Here is a 17868-nt window from a genome sequence, read left to right as displayed (position 1 = left end):
GAATTAAACTTCGTAATGAATTACGTGTTCACTCTTGAGACTTGGTATTCATTTTTCGTCTTGCGACGTCAAGAATCCGTATCTTCGAGTGCCCACACAGATTGTCTGATAAATTGTTAAAGAGCAGTGCCGCTTCGCTTTTTCTCATCGGCGCGGGGTGTGCATATTACGCTTTCCCGCTTCAGAGTCAAGCGTTTATTTTCGCTTTTCTCCGTGAGGTTCTGGTCTGAACCCCGCTGACCCGGCGGCCTGTGTGCCGTTGTTCCGTGTCAGTGGTGGCGCATTATAGGGAGTTATTTCTGCCTGACAAGAGGAAATTTAAAATAATTTCTCAAGTGCCTGGTATTTACCCAAAACGCCATTAAACCGCCAGTTTTTCGAGCGTTTCAAAGCCATAACGCTGTAAAACGGGTAATAATTGTTCAGCTCCTGGCGTCATTGCCATGCAATAAGCAATATTGGCATCGGTTGATTTCGCATCCGGCGCTTCATGTTCCAACAGCCAGGCTGTACGACGCGCTATCGCCGCGCCGGAATCCACTAACCGCGTCCCTTCGGGCAGGACTTGCAAAAGCTCGTCCCGTAATAGAGGGAAATGCGTACACCCCAGAACGACCGTGTCAGGCGGCTCCGGCATTCGTAGCCATGGGCGTAATATGCGGCGCAGCTCTTCCAGCGATACCGAATCGCCATGTAATTTAGCTTCCGCCAGTTCCACCAGTTCTGCCGACCCCAACATCGCTATCTGACATTCATTGGCGAAGCGCGCAATCAGCTCGTGAGTATAAGGACGTTTGACCGTCGCTCTCGTCGCCAGTAGCCCGACGACGCCATTGGCGGTCAGCCGCGCCGCTGGTTTAATCGCAGGCACAACGCCCACCACCGGGAAGGCAAACTTTTCACGTAATGCGGGAAGTGAGACCGTACTGGCGGTATTGCAGGCAATCACCGCCAGTGAAAGGGGATAGCGCTGCTGTACCGCAGTCACAATCTCGACAACGCGCTCGACGATAAACGTTTCGCTCTTTTCCCCGTAGGGGAAAGCCACGTTATCGAAAGCATATATATAGTGGAGATCCGGCAGGAGCCGCCGAATCTCATCATAGACCGACAATCCACCGACGCCGGAATCAAATACCAGCACGGTGGGACGTGGTTCAGAAGGTGTAGCTGCCAGACAAGGTGTATTCTCGTCCTGCAGTTTGGTAGCCATAAACTGTCTCGTAATCTTTGTCGAACAGGTTGGCTATTTTACCACGAACTGTAAGGTGTGAGGTGACCGGATATGCAACCGTAAGATCCCATAAACTGACGCCGCCCATTTTTACCGTCCGGTATGGGTAAGCGGAGTAGTCCGAATCATAGCGGGAACCAAGGTATTGATATGTCACCCCCCAGTCAAAATCGTAAACGTCCCAGTCAAGTTGATATTTTGCCATCTGTTTGGAACGCCGGGGTAATGGCGTATCAGTAATCGCATTACGCGCATCAACGTAATCATAACTGACCGTATGCGTTAACGGTCCGGTATCGAAATTCGCCGTCGCCTCAATACCTTTAATGCGCGCCTTGCCTTCGTTGTAATATTTTTGCAGATGATCGTCATAATCGATCATGTCATTAATATCGTTACGATAACCTGAAATACGCCAGCTGACGCCAGCGGTTAGCCCTTCAAATGCGCCTTCCCACTGTTTACTCTTTTCAGGATTCAGGTTCGGATTACCATAATAACCATACAGTTGGCCCAAATTAGGCGCTTTGTAGGAGGTTCCGTAGGAGGCAATAAAGCGATAACCTTCTATAAACTCCCATCCCGCGCTGGTTTGCCATGTACCATGACGACCAAACTGGGAGTTGTCATCACTGCGCGCCGCCGCTTCCAGAGTGAAGTCACCCAATTGTTGTAATCCTGTCAGGTAAACCCCAGTATTACGCTGGTCATATCCCTCGGGCACATAGCCGGTACCTGGCGTGGTAGTCTGTTTCTGCCAGTCTACGCCCGCCCCAACATTACCGTGCCCCACGACCACACTGTTGGTCCATTGAACATTGTACTGTTTCATCTCATCCAGCGTGGCGGAGGTATCATACCGGCCATAGTGCGGATCATAGTTGTAATCTTTACTGTGGCTATAGTTTGAAACCAGCTGAGACTGAATACGTTCGCCATTAAAGCGCAGCCCGGCGTCCCAGCTTTGGCTATAAAGTTTGCGTGTATCAATCAGCGGCGAGCCCGGCGAGTAATAGGCGTCGTAATCGGTACGGTTATCGTAGCCATAACCACGCACGAATCCGCTCCAGCGCTCAGAAAAGGTATGCTCTAACGCGCCATAAAGCGTTTTACTCAAAAAGCCGTCCCGGTCAGGCTGCGCCTGCATCCCGGTACCGCCTTTCGCTACCACGTCAAACCCTTTGGTGTATTCGTAATCGCCGATCAACGTCGCCCGCGTGTTTTCGCCAAGTTGCTGTTGCGTCGAGATGTCGTAATTCTGGTAGCTATTGCTTCCCCACCCAGCGGTTAATTCTGTGCCTGGGTTATCGCGCGTCGTAATGATATTCACTACGCCGCCGATAGCATCGGAACCATAAATAGCGGAGCGCGGACCGCGAATATATTCAATGCGCTGTACCAGCGACACCGGGAACTGGCTGAGATCGGCGGACCCGCTCACGCCTGCTAAATTCAGACGCACGCCGTCAATCAATACCAGTACATGGCTGGAGTTGGTGCCGCGAATGAAAATGGAGGAGTTTTGTCCGGCGCCGCCGCTCTGCGCAATATCGACGCCAGGCAAACGGCGCAGAACATCATTTACGGAGGTCGATTGCCAGCGTTCAATATCCTGACGCGTCACGATGGTAACGGGCGCCAGAACCGCGCTGCGCGGCTGCTGAAAACGGTTGGCGGTGACAACCAGGGTATCCGGGCTAGTGTCCTGCGCCCAAGCGGAAAAGGCCGTGACGGAGAACGCCGTCAGCAGCGTAGCTTTTTTAATCATTGTAAAGCATCCACAATATAAGAAGGATGCCGCAGGCTTCATCGATAGTACGCGATGATGAAAAACCAGATGCGACGTTAGCCGGCAGGTCTTCGGGCTTGGAGGGTTATCCGTTGGCTGGATAGCAGAAATGATGACTTCCCGCCGGAGGCAGTGTCTGCTTACGCTCTCATCTCACCTTTCCTTACCGCTGCGCGTCAGCTCCAGATTTTCACTGGATTCCCTATTAACTCACAGGACCGGCCCACGGATGCTACCGTCTGTCACAACACCCTGTCCAGACCGCGCATCACAAATCAGAAATCATCAATAGCTGGACATCCACTGAGCAATCCCTACAATCCCCGCGTACTTTTATTATTCAGGATGCGATATGACCCCCGAACATCTTCCGACAGAACAGTATGAGGCGCAGCTGGCCGAAAAAGTGGCGCGCTTGCAGAGTATGATGGCGCCGTTTTCTGGCCTGGTTCCGGAAGTATTTCGCTCGCCGGTCAGTCACTATCGTATGCGTGCGGAATTTCGGCTGTGGCATGACGGCGATGACCTGTACCACATTATGTTTGATCAGCAGACCAAAAGCCGGATTCGCGTTGACACCTTCCCGGCGGCCAGCCAACTGATTAATACCTTAATGAAGGCGATGATTGCCGGCGTGCGCGATAATCATGCACTGCGGCATAAGCTGTTCCAGATCGATTATCTCACGACCTTGAGCAACCAGGCGGTAGTGTCGTTGCTGTACCATAAGAAGCTGGACGAAGAGTGGCGTAAAGCCGCCACTGCGTTACGCGATGCTTTACGCGCGCAAGGTCTGAACGTACACCTGATTGGCCGGGCCACTAAAACTAAAATCGAATTGGATCAGGATTATATTGATGAGCGTCTGCCTGTGGCAGGTAAAGAGATGATCTACCGCCAGGTCGAAAACAGCTTTACGCAGCCAAACGCCGCCATGAATATTCAGATGTTAGAGTGGGCGCTGGAGGTGACGAAAGACTCAAAAGGCGATCTGCTTGAGTTGTATTGCGGCAACGGCAATTTTTCTTTAGCGCTGGCGCGCAATTTTGACCGCGTGCTGGCAACCGAAATCGCCAAACCGTCCGTCGCTGCCGCACAGTACAATATTACCGCTAATCATATTGATAATGTGCAAATTATTCGCATGGCGGCGGAAGAGTTTACCCAGGCGATGAATGGCGTTCGTGAGTTTAACCGCCTGCAGGGGATCGATCTGAAGCGCTATCAGTGCGAAACCATTTTTGTCGATCCGCCGCGCAGCGGTCTGGACAGCGAAACGGAGAAAATGGTGCAGGCTTATCCACGTATTCTGTACATTTCCTGCAATCCGGAAACGTTGTGCAAAAACCTGGAAACGTTAAGCCAGACGCACACGGTGTCTCGCCTGGCGCTATTCGATCAGTTCCCGTATACACATCATATGGAATGCGGGGTATTACTCACCGCAAGGTAAAATGTACGTCGGATGGCCGGTTATACCGCCATCCGGCATTCGCACGCTATTCCGCGGTGTCCTGCTTGCGGTTACGCAGCTTAAAGCCAATCCAGAATACCAGAATCACCGACAGCACCGCCGGGAAGAAATTAGAGCCAATATCCGGATATTCTGCACGCACGACGGTGCTATACAGTAAAACGCCAAGAATGAAACAGGCGGCGGCCAACCCCGGCAAACCTACCGGCATAGTACGATTTTGGTAGCGCTGATGCAGACAATATACCGTCAGCACCAGCGAGATAACCGGGAATACGGAGAACGGCACAATAGCGCTAAACAGCGCCGCGAATGTGCCGTTAATCGATAAGCCAGCGATGAGCGCCAGCAACAGCGTACCTTTATCTTGACCTGACTGTTTCATTACTCGTCCTTCACGTTATTCGGAATGATGTGCTATTTTCTCTTGCTCACGGCGATACCAGTAATACGCCCCTTTCGCAATCATGCGCAGTTGCAATACCAGCCGCTCTTCTAATTGCCGACGCTGTTCAGCGCCGATGTCCAACGCCTCTGCGCCCGCGCTAAAAACAATAGTCACCATCGCTTCGGCCTGGGCTTCAGTAAACGCGCGCGGCATATGGTTTTCGAGTTCCAGATAGTCGGCAAGTTCCGCAATAAAATGCTGAATCTCCCGCGCGACGGCGGCACGAAACGCCGCTGAAGTGCCGGAACGCTCGCGCAACAACAGACGGAAGGCGTTGGGGTTGTTGCCGATAAACTCCATAAATGTGGAGACCGACGTGCGAATGACGCTGCCGCCTTTCGCGATGCGCTGTCGCGCCTGACGCATCAACTGACGCAGCATCAGACCGCTTTCATCCACCATCGTCAGACCGAGTTCATCGACATCGCGAAAATGACGGTAAAACGACGTTGGCGCAATGCCTGCTTCACGCGCCACTTCACGCAAACTCAGGCTGGCGAAACTCCGCTCAGCGCTCAGTTGGCTGAATGCGGCTTCCACCAGCGAACGCCGGGTTTTTTCTTTTTGTTGCGCTCTAACACCCATCACAATGTCTGAATCCTTCCATATGCCTTATTCGGCACTATACCAGAGAATAAAAGTAACGGGTTCACACTGGATTGTGAATGATTGTTTACAGACAGTTTGTGCTCCGGCTTCGCAAAAAAGCACAACGATAATTGGGTTAAAGCTGGGCAAATGTTATCATCGTGTTTATTTTATGTATAAAAACAGGTGAGTAATACCATGCCACATTCCTGGGATTATGATGCAGTCGTCATAGGGTCAGGCCCCGGCGGTGAAGGCGCTGCAATGGGTCTGGTTAAGCAAGGAGCACGCGTCGCGGTGATTGAGCGTTATCATAACGTTGGCGGCGGATGTACCCACTGGGGCACCATTCCATCCAAAGCCCTTCGCCACGCCGTCAGCCGCATTATTGAATTTAATCAAAACCCGCTCTATAGCGACCACTCCCGTCTTCTTCGTTCTTCTTTCGCCGATATCCTTAATCATGCCGATAACGTGATTAATCAACAAACGCGTATGCGTCAGGGGTTTTATGAGCGTAACCACTGTGAAATCTTGCAGGGCAACGCCCATTTTATTGACGAACATACCCTGGCGCTGGAATGCCATGACGGCACGGTTGAAACCCTGACGGCAGAAAAATTTGTTATTGCCTGTGGTTCGCGTCCTTACCATCCCAGTGATGTGGATTTCTCGCATCCGCGCATTTATGACAGCGACTCAATCCTGAGTCTCCACCATGAACCGCGCCACGTTATTATTTACGGCGCCGGCGTTATCGGCTGCGAATATGCGTCCATCTTCCGCGGTATGGATGTGAAAGTGGATCTGATCAACACCCGCGATCGCCTGCTGGCCTTTCTCGATCAGGAGATGTCCGACTCTCTCTCTTACCATTTCTGGAATAGCGGCGTGGTTATTCGCCACAATGAAGAGTATGAGAAAATCGAAGGCTGCGATGATGGCGTCATCATGCACCTGAAATCCGGTAAAAAACTGAAGGCTGACTGCCTGCTCTATGCTAATGGCCGTACCGGTAACACCGATTCGCTGGCGCTGGAGAATATTGGTCTGGAAACAGACAGCCGTGGACAGCTCAAAGTCAACAGTATGTACCAGACCGCCCTGCCGCACGTCTATGCGGTGGGCGACGTGATTGGCTATCCCAGTCTGGCCTCCGCCGCCTACGATCAGGGGCGTATTGCAGCGCAGGCGCTGGTGAAAGGCGAAGCGACCGCACATCTTATCGAAGATATCCCCACCGGGATTTATACCATTCCGGAAATCAGTTCTGTCGGCAAAACCGAGCAGCAGTTAACGGCAATGAAAGTGCCTTACGAAGTGGGCCGCGCGCAGTTTAAGCATCTGGCGCGAGCGCAAATCGTCGGCATGAACGTCGGCACGCTAAAAATTCTCTTCCACCGCGAAACCAAAGAAATTCTGGGGATTCACTGCTTTGGCGAACGCGCCGCCGAAATTATTCATATCGGCCAGGCGATCATGGAGCAGAAAGGTGGCGGTAACACCATCGAATACTTCGTTAACACCACCTTTAACTACCCAACCATGGCGGAAGCTTATCGGGTTGCGGCGTTGAACGGCTTAAACCGCCTGTTTTAACGCCTTGTCGAAATGGCCATCCATTGCGCCACGGATGGCCTCTGCCAGTTGCTCATAACGGCTACGCAGCGGCGATCCCGGGCGATAAACCAGCCCCACGGTACGACGCGGCTCCGGCTTAATGCATGGCAGATAAACCACGCCGTCGCGCTTACGCTCCTGCGGTACGGCCAGCGCGGGGAGTAGTGTAATACCACTGCCCGCCGCCACCATGTTGCGCAGCGTTTCCAGACTGGTCGCCCGGAAATGGGTATCTTCATCCGCTCCCGCTTCAAAACAGAACCCCATCGCCTGATCGCGCAGACAGTGGCCATCTTCCAGCATCAGCAATTTCTCGCCCGCCAGGTCGGACATCGGCACGCGATCGCGATTCGCCCACGGATGATCCTCATAAATAGCCAGCATCATGGGCTCATCAAACAGCGGCACTTCGATAAACGCCTCGCTCTCTTTCACCAGCGCCAGAATAGCGCAGTCAAGCTTGCCGCTATCGAGTTGCGCTAACAATTGATGCGTTTGCGCCTCATGCAGATACATTTCCAGCTTCGGGAAAGTCTGGTGCAACATTGGAATGATAAGCGGCAGCAAATAGGGACCAATCGTTGGGATTAAACCAATATGCAGCGGGCCGGACATCGTCTCGCCTTGTTGGCTTGCCATCTCCTTGAGCACCTTGACCTCACGCAGTACGGTACGCGCCTGATCCACCAGCAGTAAGCCCGCCTGGGTAAACAGCACCTTACGGCTCGTACGCTCCAGCAGCATAACGCCCAGCTCATCTTCCAGCTTACGTATTTGCCCACTAAGGGTTGGCTGGCTGACGTGACAGGAGTCCGCCGCTCGCCGGAAATGGCGATGTTCGGCTAACGCCACCAGATATTCAAGATCACGAATATTCATTATTCATCCTCCGTCGCCACGATAGTTCATGGCGATAGGTAGCATAGCAATGAACGATTATCCCTATCAACCTTTCTGATTAATAATACATCACAGAACGGAGCGGTTTCTCGTTTAACCCTTGAAGACACCGCCCGTTCAGAGGGTATCTCTCGAACCCGAAATAACTAAAGCCAACGTGAACTTTTGCGGACCTCTGGTCCGCTTTTTTTTGCGTAAAAAAGCCCGGCGTCGCTGATGCTCGGCCGGGCAGTATTACCTGATAGCGCTACGCTTATAAGGCCTACAACGCGAGGCGCGCCCTGGCATCGTCGATGGCCTGCGCCACCTGCTGCGGAGAAACGCCGCCTTTTGCCGCCCGTTTATCCAGACACGACTGCAAAGACAATATCGGATACACATCATCGCCAATCACGCGGCTGAATTTCTGTAAATCGGCCAGCGGCAACGCTTCCAGCGGCTTACCCTGGCGAATGGCTTCTACCACCGCTTCGCCGACAATATGGTGCGCTTCGCGGAACGGCACGCCTTTCGCGACCAGGTAATCCGCCAGCTCCGTGGCGTTGGCATATCCCTGTTGCGCCGCGTCCTGACAACGTGGGCGTTTCACCTGAATACCGTCCAACACCAACGCCGCCATATGCAGGCAGTCAAGCCAGGTATCGAGCGCATCGAACAGCCCTTCTTTGTCTTCCTGCATATCTTTGTTATACGCCAGCGGCAAACCTTTTAAGGTCATCATCATGCCGGTTAGTGCCCCTTGTACGCGACCGCACTTACCGCGAATCAGCTCCAGCGCGTCCGGGTTTTTCTTCTGCGGCATTAACGATGAACCGGAAGTCACGCGGTCAGAAAGCTCTACAAAACCCGCTTCACCAGAATTAAAGAAAATCAGATCTTCCGCGAAGCGTGACAGATGCACCATGCCGATAGCCGCATCAGAAAGCAGTTCCAGTACGTGGTCACGATCGGACACGCTGTCCAGGCTGTTGCGGGTCGCAGACGTAAAGCCCAGCCAGCCTGCCAATTGTTCACGGTCAATTTCATAGGCCGTTCCCGCCAACGCGCCGCAGCCTAGAGGACTCACGTCCAGACGTTTAAGCGTGTCCTGCAGGCGGCTTTCATCGCGCGCCAGCATTTCGACATACGCGAGACACCAGTGGGCGAAAGTCACCGGCTGCGCGCGTTGCAGATGGGTATATCCCGGCATTACCGCGTCCTGGTTCGCCTGCGCGGTTTCCACCAGCGCGCTCTGTAGCTGGCGGTTAGCGGTAAGCAGTTCCCTCACCGTCTCTTTGCACCACAGTTTCAGGTCCGTCGCCACCTGATCGTTACGGCTGCGTCCGGTGTGCAGCTTTTTACCCAACTGACCCACTTTGTCGATGAGCTTACCTTCCACCCAGCTATGGATATCTTCCGCATCGCTTTGCAGGATTTGCTGCGGATTCGCGCGAACCTCTTCCAGCAGCACGTTCAGCGCTTCTTCCAACTGTCGTTGCTCATCGGCAGTCAGTACGCCTACCGTGACCAATGCTTTGGACCAGGCCACAGAACCGACAATATCCTGCTCCGCCAGACGGTAATCGAAGCGCAACGAATCATTGAATTGTTTAAACCGCTGGTCTGCCGCCTGTGTAAAACGCCCACCCCAAAGTGCCATAATAGACTTCCTTAAATTCTTCGAATTTCACTGCCGGATGGCGCTACGCTTATCCGGCCTATAATTTCTGTTCACGTAGGCCCGATAAGGCGCAGCCGCCATCGGGCGAACAAATAGTTAAGCCAGAATACGCGTGCCAATCGGCGTGCCGTTAAACAGCGCCGGCAGTTGCTCCGCATGACGCCAGGAAGCGATATCCACAGGGCGACCCAGCGCCCGCGCAGCATCGAGGGCCGCATTCACTTTCACAATCATCCCGTCGGTAATAATGCCCTGGTCGATAAGCTGCTCGGCTTTGGACGCCGTCATTTCGGCGATACGCTGGCCTTTGCCGTCCAGAATACCGCTCACGTCAGAAAGCAGGATCAGATCGGCCCCCAGCGTCGCCGCCAGCGCGGTTGCCGCCTGATCGGCGTTGACGTTCATCAGTTGGCCGTCGTCTGTTACGCCAATGGAGCTGACCACCGGCAGAAAGCCATTTTCCAGCAGCATGTTAATCAGCTTCGGCGACCCCGGCTGTGCCAGCCCGACGTGGCCTAAAGCTTCATCGAGTTGGGTCACTTTTACGCTGTCGCCATCGCCCAGAAACAGACCAACAGAGGCGATATGGTGTTTCTTCGCCCAGGCCAGCAGAGTTTTGTTAGCGGTTCCCGCCAGCGCGCCGGTAATGATGCCAATCTGATCGGCAGGCGTCACGCGCAGGCCGTCTTTCTTTTTCACTGGCAAATTAAGCCCTTTCATCAGCTCATCCACCACGCAACCGCCGCCGTGAACAATCACCAGCGGACGCTGATGGGACTCACGATAGTTGACCAGCGCGGTAAAAAGACGTTCCAGAGCCTCTTCGCTATCCAGTAATACGCCACCCAGCTTGATAATTAATGGATTCATCATTTCACCCTTAAATAAGAGACTGCGTTTCAGCGAAGCCAAAACGAATATTAGCGCACTGCACCGCCTGCGCCGCTGCGCCTTTCAACAAGTTGTCTTCGGTTGCCACCACAATCAGATGTTCGCCCTGGACGGCAAAACCAATATCGCAGAACGGCAGCCCGACGACGTTCTTTAACGCCGGAACGCCTTTGTCATACAGGCGCACCAGCGGTTTGTCGCCATAGGCTTTTTGCAACACGTCGGCGACCTGCGCATGGGTTACTCCCGCTTTCAGGCGGCAGGTAATGGTTTCCAGAATCCCGCGCGGGAAATTCCCCAGATGCGGGGTGAAGATGACCTCCGCGCCCAGATGGGCGGCGATTTCCGGCTGATGACGATGCGTAAACACGCCATACGGTTGCAAACTCACTTCACAGAAACTGTTCGATATTGCCGCCTTGCGCCCCGCGCCGCTCACCCCGCTGGTGGCATTAATTACCGGCCACTGCGTCAGATCCAGAAGCCCGCCGTCAATCAGCGGTTTTAGCGACAACTGCGCTGCGGTTGGATAGCAACCAGGAACCGCAATCAGATTCGCCGTGTTCAGTTTATCGGCATTCCACTCCGCCAGACCGTACACCGCCTGCTCCAGCAGCTCAGGATATTGATTAGTAAATCCGTAGTACTTTTCATAGAAGGCGCGATCGTTTACCCGAAACGCGCCGGAAAGATCGAATACGACGCATCCGGCCTGTAAAAATTGCGGCGCCAGATCGTGGCTCACTTCATGCGCTGTCGCCAGGAACACCACATCAACATCTGCACTAAAATCACGTACATCCGACATCGGTTGCAATGGCAGGTCGACAATCCCTTTTAACTGCGGATGTAAATCAGAAATTAACTTTCCTGCATCATTGCTTTGCGCTGAGACGGTCAAAGCGGTTATGGTCATATGTGGGTGGCGATTTACGTAGCTTACAAGCTCTGCGCCCGCATAACCGCTAGCGCCTACAATCAGCGTATTCAACATCGGGTTCCTTTATGCTCAACGTTAATGTATTTTTATTCATAATTAATGCATGAATATTGATACTATCATGACCTGAGGTGTGTCAACAATGAAAAACGTTTTACCGCCATTTATCGAGATTTACCGCGCTCTGATTGCCACACCGTCGATAAGCGCAACCGAAGAATCCCTGGATCAAAGTAATGCGTCTTTAATCACTTTGCTTGCAGGCTGGTTCAGCGATCTTGGTTTCAACGTAGAGGTTCAACCGGTTCCAGGAACGCGAAACAAATTCAATATGCTCGCCAGCACCGGACATGGCGCGGGCGGTTTGCTGCTGACCGGCCATACCGACACGGTTCCCTTTGATGACGGACGCTGGACGCGCGACCCGTTCACGCTGACCGAGCACGACAATAAGCTCTATGGTCTGGGCACTGCGGATATGAAAGGCTTCTTCGCTTTTATTCTGGACGCGCTACGTGACGTTGACGTCACAAAGTTGAAAAAGCCGCTCTACATTCTGGCGACCGCCGATGAAGAGACCAGCATGGCGGGGGCGCGTTATTTTTCCGAAACCACGGCATTACGTCCGGACTGCGCGATCATTGGCGAACCGACGTCGTTGCAACCGATACGCGCGCACAAAGGGCATATCTCTAATGTCGTTCGCGTCCTGGGGCAGTCCGGTCATTCCAGCGACCCGGCGCGTGGGGTTAACGCCATTGAACTGATGCACGATGCGATTGGCCATATCATGCAACTGCGTGACTCGCTGAAAGCGCGGTATCACTACGAGGCGTTTACCGTTCCGTATCCAACGCTGAATCTGGGCCATATCCACGGCGGCGATGCCTCAAACCGTATCTGCGCCTGCTGCGAATTGCATATGGATATTCGTCCACTGCCGGGCATGACGTTAAACGACCTTAATGGACTGCTTAACGACGCGCTGGCCCCGGTAAGCGAACGCTGGCCGGGCCGCCTGACGGTGGCGGAATTACATCCGCCGATTCCAGGTTACGAGTGTCCACCGGACCACCAACTGGTTGAAGTAGTAGAAAAACTGTTGGGAACAAAAACCGACGTGGTGAACTACTGTACTGAAGCGCCGTTTATGCAGACATTATGCCCAACGCTGGTGCTTGGTCCGGGCTCAATTAATCAGGCGCATCAGCCGGATGAATATCTCGAAACGCGTTTTATTAAGCCAACCCGGGAATTGATTACCCAGGTAGTACACCATTTTTGCTGGCATTAATGCATATTGCCCGGTGACACGATGTTTACCGGGCCTCCCCCGTCTTGTAGGCCGGATAAGCGCAGCGCCATCCGGCATCTCTACGCCACATGTTCATAAGCATTTCTTATTTGGCACGATGCGAATTAACTTTAATAAATTACCGCCATTTTTTCGTTTGCTGAACCGATTTCGCAGTAATTGACGCCACGGGTTTTACGTGGCTTTATAAAGATGAGAAGTGATGTGAAAAAGCTTGGTCCGAAAGATTTCGCGTTGCGGCAAGACGGCAAACGAGCACATCCCAGGGAGCTTACATAAGTAAGTGACCTGGGTGGGAGAGCGCAGCCAACGCCGCCGCAGCGTGAAAGATGCAGGACAATTACAACAGAGATGGGGTGTCTGGGATCATATGAACGAACAATATTCCGCGTTGCGTAGTAATGTCAGTATGCTCGGCAAGGTGCTGGGAGAAACCATCAAGGATGCGCTGGGAGAACACATTCTTGATCGCGTAGAAACAATCCGTAAGCTATCCAAATCTTCACGCGCCGGCAATGAAGCTAATCGCCAGGAGCTGCTCACCACGCTACAAAACTTGTCTAATGACGAGCTGCTGCCAGTTGCGCGCGCGTTTAGTCAGTTCCTGAACCTGGCCAATACTGCCGAGCAATACCACAGCATTTCGCCAAAAGGCGAAGCCGCCAGCAACCCGGAAGTGATTGCCCGCACTCTGCGCAAACTGAAAAACCAACCGGACCTCAACGACGCAACCATCAAAAAAGCGGTAGAGTCGCTGTCTCTGGAGTTGGTGTTAACCGCCCATCCGACAGAAATTACCCGCCGTACGCTTATTCACAAGATGGGTGAAATCAATAACTGTCTGAAACAGCTTGATAATACCGATATCGCCGACTACGAACGCCACCAGGTGATGCGTCGCCTGCGCCAGTTGATTGCCCAATCCTGGCATACGGATGAGATCCGCAAGCAGCGCCCAAGCCCGGTGGATGAAGCCAAATGGGGCTTCGCCGTGGTTGAGAACAGCCTGTGGCAGGGCGTACCTAACTATCTGCGTGAACTGAACGAACAGCTGGAAGAAAATCTCGGCTACAAATTGCCGGTGGATTTTGTGCCGGTACGTTTTACCTCCTGGATGGGCGGCGACCGTGACGGCAACCCGAACGTGACGGCGGATATCACCCGCCACGTACTCTTGTTAAGCCGCTGGAAAGCCACCGATCTGTTCCTGAAAGACATTCATGTTCTGGTATCAGAACTGTCGATGGTCGACGCCACGCCGGAGCTGCTGGCGTTAGTGGGCGAAGAAGGCGCGTCTGAACCGTATCGCTACCTGATGAAAAAATTGCGCGCCCGTCTGATGGCGACCCAGTCCTGGCTGGAAGCGCGTCTGAAAGGCGAGAAACTGCCCAAACCGGATGGCCTGCTGACGCAAAACGAGCAGCTCTGGGAACCTCTGTACGCCTGCTACCAGTCGTTACAGGCCTGCGGCATGGGCATTATCGCCAACGGCGAGTTACTCGACACGCTCCGCCGCGTGAAATGTTTCGGCGTACCGCTGGTGCGTATTGATATCCGTCAGGAGAGCACCCGCCATACCGAAGCGCTGGGCGAAATTACCCGCTACCTTGGTATTGGCGACTACGAAAGCTGGTCGGAAGCCGACAAGCAGGCCTTCCTGATCCGCGAGCTGAATTCCAAACGTCCGCTGCTGCCGCGTAACTGGGAGCCGAGCAACGATACCCGCGAAGTGCTTGAAACCTGCAAGGTTATTGCCGAAGCACCAAAAGGGTCAATCGCCGCCTACGTGATTTCAATGGCGAAAACGCCGTCTGATGTGCTGGCTGTGCATCTGCTGCTGAAAGAGGCAGGTATCGGCTTTGCCATGCCGGTCGCGCCGCTGTTTGAAACCCTCGACGACCTGAACAACGCCGACGACGTGATGACCCAGTTGCTGAATATCGACTGGTATCGCGGGCTGATTCAGGGTAAGCAGATGGTCATGATCGGCTACTCCGACTCGGCGAAAGACGCCGGCGTTATGGCCGCGTCATGGGCGCAGTATCAGGCGCAGGACGCCCTGATCAAAACCTGTGAAAAAGCCGGCATCGAGCTCACCCTCTTCCACGGCCGCGGCGGCTCTATTGGCCGTGGCGGCGCGCCAGCCCACGCGGCGCTGCTTTCGCAACCGCCAGGCAGTCTGAAAGGCGGTCTGCGCGTGACCGAGCAGGGCGAGATGATCCGCTTCAAATACGGCCTGCCGGAAGTCACCGTCAGCAGCCTCTCGCTTTACACCAGCGCAATTCTGGAAGCAAACCTGCTGCCGCCGCCGGAACCGAAAGACAGCTGGCGTCATATTATGGATGAGCTTTCCGTCATCTCCTGTGAAACCTACCGCGGCTACGTGCGCGAAAATAAAGACTTTGTACCGTACTTCCGCTCCGCGACGCCGGAGCAAGAGCTGGGCAAATTGCCGCTCGGCTCACGTCCGGCGAAACGTCGTCCAACTGGCGGCGTCGAATCGCTGCGCGCGATTCCGTGGATCTTCGCCTGGACGCAAAACCGCCTGATGCTGCCAGCCTGGCTGGGCGCGGGTACTGCGCTGCAAAAAGTGGTGGAAGACGGTAAACAAAGCGAACTGGAAGCCATGTGCCGCGACTGGCCGTTCTTCTCCACGCGTCTTGGGATGCTGGAAATGGTGTTCTCAAAAGCCGACCTGTGGCTGGCCGACTATTACGATCAGCGCCTGGTGGCGAAAACGCTTTGGCCGCTGGGCAAAGAGCTACGAGACCTGCTGGAAGAAGACATTAAAGTGGTGCTGGCGATTGCCAACGATTCGCACCTGATGGCCGACTTACCGTGGATTGCGGAGTCCATTCAGTTAAGAAACGTTTATACCGATCCATTAAACGTGTTGCAGGCCGAATTGCTGTATCGTTCCCGTCTGACTGAAGAGCAGGGCAAATCGCCCGATCCTCGCGTCGAACAGGCGTTGATGGTCACGATTGCGGGCGTCGCCGCCGGTATGCGCAACACCGGCTAACGCCAAAAGAAAGCCGCCCTCACGCAGTTATGTGGGGGCGGCATGAAATACTGCTGTCATCCTGGTCATTTTTTCAATATATTCCTGTCTGCATTTTATGCATTTGTAAATCTTTCTTAGCAAAACGTGCGGCATAAAGCAGGTTTGCTTCAGATTCTTTTAAGGTTCAGGCGTTACGTTTGGCGCTACGATTAAAGACAGGCTCTCATTATGCAATCCACATTACTCCAGACTAAACCCGCGTTTAGCTGGAAAGCCCTGGGCTGGGCACTGCTCTACTTTTGGTTCTTTTCCACCCTCCTGCAGGCCATTATTTATCTCACCGGATACAGTGGGACAAACGGTCTGCGGGATTCGCTACTGTACAGCTCACTGTGGCTGATCCCGGTCTTTCTGTTTCCAGGCCGCATCCGGGTTATTGCTGCCGTTATTGGCGTCGTACTTTGGGCCGCCTCGCTGGCGGCGCTGAGCTATTACGTAATCTACGGGCAGGAGTTCTCGCAAAGCGTGCTGTTTGTGATGTTTGAAACCAACGCCAATGAAGCCAGCGAATATTTAAGCCAATATTTCAGTCTGAAAATTGTTCTTGTCGCCCTGGCTTATACGGTAGCGGCGATTCTGCTGTGGACACGTCTGCGCCCGGTTTATATTCCATCGCCCTGGCGCTATCTGGTGTCGTTTGCCCTGCTGTACGGGCTGATCCTCCATCCCATCGCGATGAATACCTTTATCAAGCATAAGTCGATGGAGAAAACGCTGGATAGCCTGGCGTCACGAATGGAACCCGCCGCGCCGTGGCAATTTATTACTGGCTACTATCAGTACCGTTTACAGCTCGCTTCGCTGAATAAACTGCTGAATGAAAACGATGCCCTGCCGCCGCTGGCTAACTTCCAGGACCACTCCGGCGATGCGCCGCGCACGCTGGTACTGGTGATTGGCGAATCGACCCAGCGTGGCCGTATGAGTCTGTACGGTTATCCGCGCGAAACCACGCCGGAACTGGACGCACTGCATAAAACCGACCCCGGGCTGACCGTGTTTAATAACGTGGTAACTTCGCGACCGTACACCATTGAGATTCTGCAACAGGCGCTAACGTTCGCGGACGAAAAGAACCCGGACTGGTATCTGACGAAGCCATCGCTGATGAATATGATGAAACAGGCCGGGTATAAAACCTTCTGGATCACTAACCAGCAGACGATGACGGCGCGTAATACCATGCTGACCGTGTTCTCTAAGCAGACTGATAAGCAGTTCTATATGAACCAGCAGCGCACTCAAAGCGCACGCGAATATGACAGCAACGTGCTGGCGCCGTTTAAAGCGGTGTTAGCCGACCCGGCACCGAAAAAATTCATTATTGTGCATCTGCTGGGAACGCACATTAAATACAAGTTCCGTTATCCAGAAAACCAGGGCAAGTTTGATGGTAAAACCGACCATGTTCCGCCGGGATTAAGCAGCGACGAACTGGAGTCGTATAACGATTACGACAACGCGAATCTGTATAACGACTATGTTGTCGCCAGCCTGATTAAGGACTATAAAGCGACCGATCCGAACGGTTTCCTGCTCTACTTCTCCGATCACGGTGAAGAAGTGTATGACACGCCGCCGCATAAGACGCAGGGACGAAACGAAGATTCGCCAACCCGTCATATGTATACGGTGCCGTTCCTGCTGTGGACCTCAGAGAAATGGCAGGCGGCGCATCCGCGCGACTTCTCACAGGATGTCGATCGTAAGTACAGCAGTTCCGAGCTTATCCATACCTGGTCGGACTTAGCGGGCCTGACCTATGATGGTTACGACCCGACGCGCTCCATCACCAACCCGCAGTTCAAAGAGACCACGCGCTGGATTGGCAACCCGTATAAGAAAAACGCGCTGATTGATTATGATACTTTGCCGTATGGCGATCAGGTCGGTAATCAATAGCCTGTATGTTGCCCGATAACGCTAACGCTTATCGGGCCTGGCG

The 17868-nt window shown here is 53.6% G+C and carries 13 protein-coding genes and 1 riboswitch; of the genes, 5 read left to right on the top strand and 8 right to left on the bottom strand.

Features of this window, described 5'->3' with window-relative positions; genetic code table 11:
- Window positions 1-361: 361 nt before the first annotated feature.
- Entirely contained in the window at window positions 362-1213 is an 852-nt protein-coding gene (murI, locus tag J4645_RS20725) for a glutamate racemase (protein ID WP_000201804.1), read from the bottom strand.
- The gene (btuB, locus tag J4645_RS20720) at window positions 1158-3002 is read right to left on the bottom strand and encodes a TonB-dependent vitamin B12 receptor BtuB (protein ID WP_023214545.1); all 1845 of its coding nucleotides are present in this window, start codon (window positions 3000-3002) and stop codon (window positions 1158-1160) included. Before btuB ends, murI begins: the two co-directional genes overlap by 56 nt.
- Before the next feature lie 65 nt (window positions 3003-3067).
- Window positions 3068-3261, bottom strand: a riboswitch (cobalamin riboswitch).
- 114 nt (window positions 3262-3375) lie between these two features.
- Here btuB and trmA point away from each other — a divergent pair.
- Complete coding sequence (gene trmA, locus J4645_RS20715) at window positions 3376-4476, top strand: tRNA (uridine(54)-C5)-methyltransferase TrmA (protein ID WP_023197536.1); 1101 nt, start codon at window positions 3376-3378, stop codon at window positions 4474-4476.
- Between the two features lie 46 nt (window positions 4477-4522).
- On the opposite strand, the gene J4645_RS20710 is transcribed toward trmA, so the two are convergent.
- Together J4645_RS20710 and fabR are read right to left on the bottom strand one after the other, a co-directional pair.
- Window positions 4523-4882: a YijD family membrane protein gene (locus J4645_RS20710; RefSeq protein ID WP_000813838.1), complete on the bottom strand. Its 360-nt coding sequence runs from the start codon at window positions 4880-4882 to the stop codon at window positions 4523-4525.
- A gap of 15 nt (window positions 4883-4897) precedes the next feature.
- A complete protein-coding gene (fabR, locus tag J4645_RS20705) occupies window positions 4898-5533 on the bottom strand; it encodes an HTH-type transcriptional repressor FabR (protein ID WP_000971958.1) in 636 nt (211 codons plus the stop codon).
- A 198-nt stretch (window positions 5534-5731) separates the two neighbouring features.
- Here fabR and sthA point away from each other — a divergent pair, with 198 nt between their 5' ends.
- Window positions 5732-7132 carry a Si-specific NAD(P)(+) transhydrogenase gene (sthA, locus tag J4645_RS20700; RefSeq protein WP_001120791.1) on the top strand — a complete coding sequence of 467 codons (1401 nt, stop codon included), beginning with the start codon at window positions 5732-5734 and terminating at the stop codon, window positions 7130-7132.
- Here the strand turns inward: sthA and oxyR are convergent.
- From oxyR to argC, 4 genes are all read right to left on the bottom strand, one after another.
- Entirely contained in the window at window positions 7115-8032 is a 918-nt protein-coding gene (gene oxyR, locus J4645_RS20695; RefSeq protein WP_001025919.1) for a DNA-binding transcriptional regulator OxyR, read from the bottom strand. The genes sthA and oxyR overlap by 18 nt on opposite strands.
- A 283-nt stretch (window positions 8033-8315) precedes the next feature.
- On the bottom strand, window positions 8316-9692 hold the full coding sequence (gene argH, locus J4645_RS20690; protein ID WP_001230054.1) for an argininosuccinate lyase: 1377 nt from the start codon (window positions 9690-9692) through the stop codon (window positions 8316-8318).
- A 117-nt stretch (window positions 9693-9809) separates the two neighbouring features.
- A complete protein-coding gene (gene argB, locus J4645_RS20685) occupies window positions 9810-10586 on the bottom strand; it encodes an acetylglutamate kinase (protein ID WP_086776771.1) in 777 nt (258 codons plus the stop codon).
- A 7-nt stretch (window positions 10587-10593) separates the two neighbouring features.
- The gene (gene argC, locus J4645_RS20680) at window positions 10594-11598 is read right to left on the bottom strand and encodes an N-acetyl-gamma-glutamyl-phosphate reductase (RefSeq protein WP_000935343.1); all 1005 of its coding nucleotides are present in this window, start codon (window positions 11596-11598) and stop codon (window positions 10594-10596) included.
- An 88-nt stretch (window positions 11599-11686) separates the two neighbouring features.
- Here argC and argE point away from each other — a divergent pair, with 88 nt between their 5' ends.
- The 3 genes from argE to J4645_RS20665 all read left to right on the top strand — a co-directional run bounded on the left by argE (window position 11687) and on the right by J4645_RS20665 (window position 17825).
- Entirely contained in the window at window positions 11687-12838 is a 1152-nt protein-coding gene (gene argE / locus J4645_RS20675; RefSeq protein ID WP_000800208.1) for an acetylornithine deacetylase, read from the top strand.
- A gap of 391 nt (window positions 12839-13229) precedes the next feature.
- Window positions 13230-15881: a phosphoenolpyruvate carboxylase gene (gene ppc / locus J4645_RS20670; protein WP_001005549.1), complete on the top strand. Its 2652-nt coding sequence runs from the start codon at window positions 13230-13232 to the stop codon at window positions 15879-15881.
- A 210-nt stretch (window positions 15882-16091) separates the two neighbouring features.
- Window positions 16092-17825 carry a phosphoethanolamine transferase CptA gene (locus J4645_RS20665; protein ID WP_001192092.1) on the top strand — a complete coding sequence of 578 codons (1734 nt, stop codon included), beginning with the start codon at window positions 16092-16094 and terminating at the stop codon, window positions 17823-17825.
- The last annotated feature ends 43 nt before the right edge of the window (window positions 17826-17868 follow it).

It is taken from the genome of Salmonella sp. 32082101201600294FB01SM01, from assembly GCF_017572865.1.
Taxonomy (GTDB): domain Bacteria; phylum Pseudomonadota; class Gammaproteobacteria; order Enterobacterales; family Enterobacteriaceae; genus Salmonella; species Salmonella enterica.
This window is presented reverse-complemented; position numbering and strand designations above follow the sequence as displayed.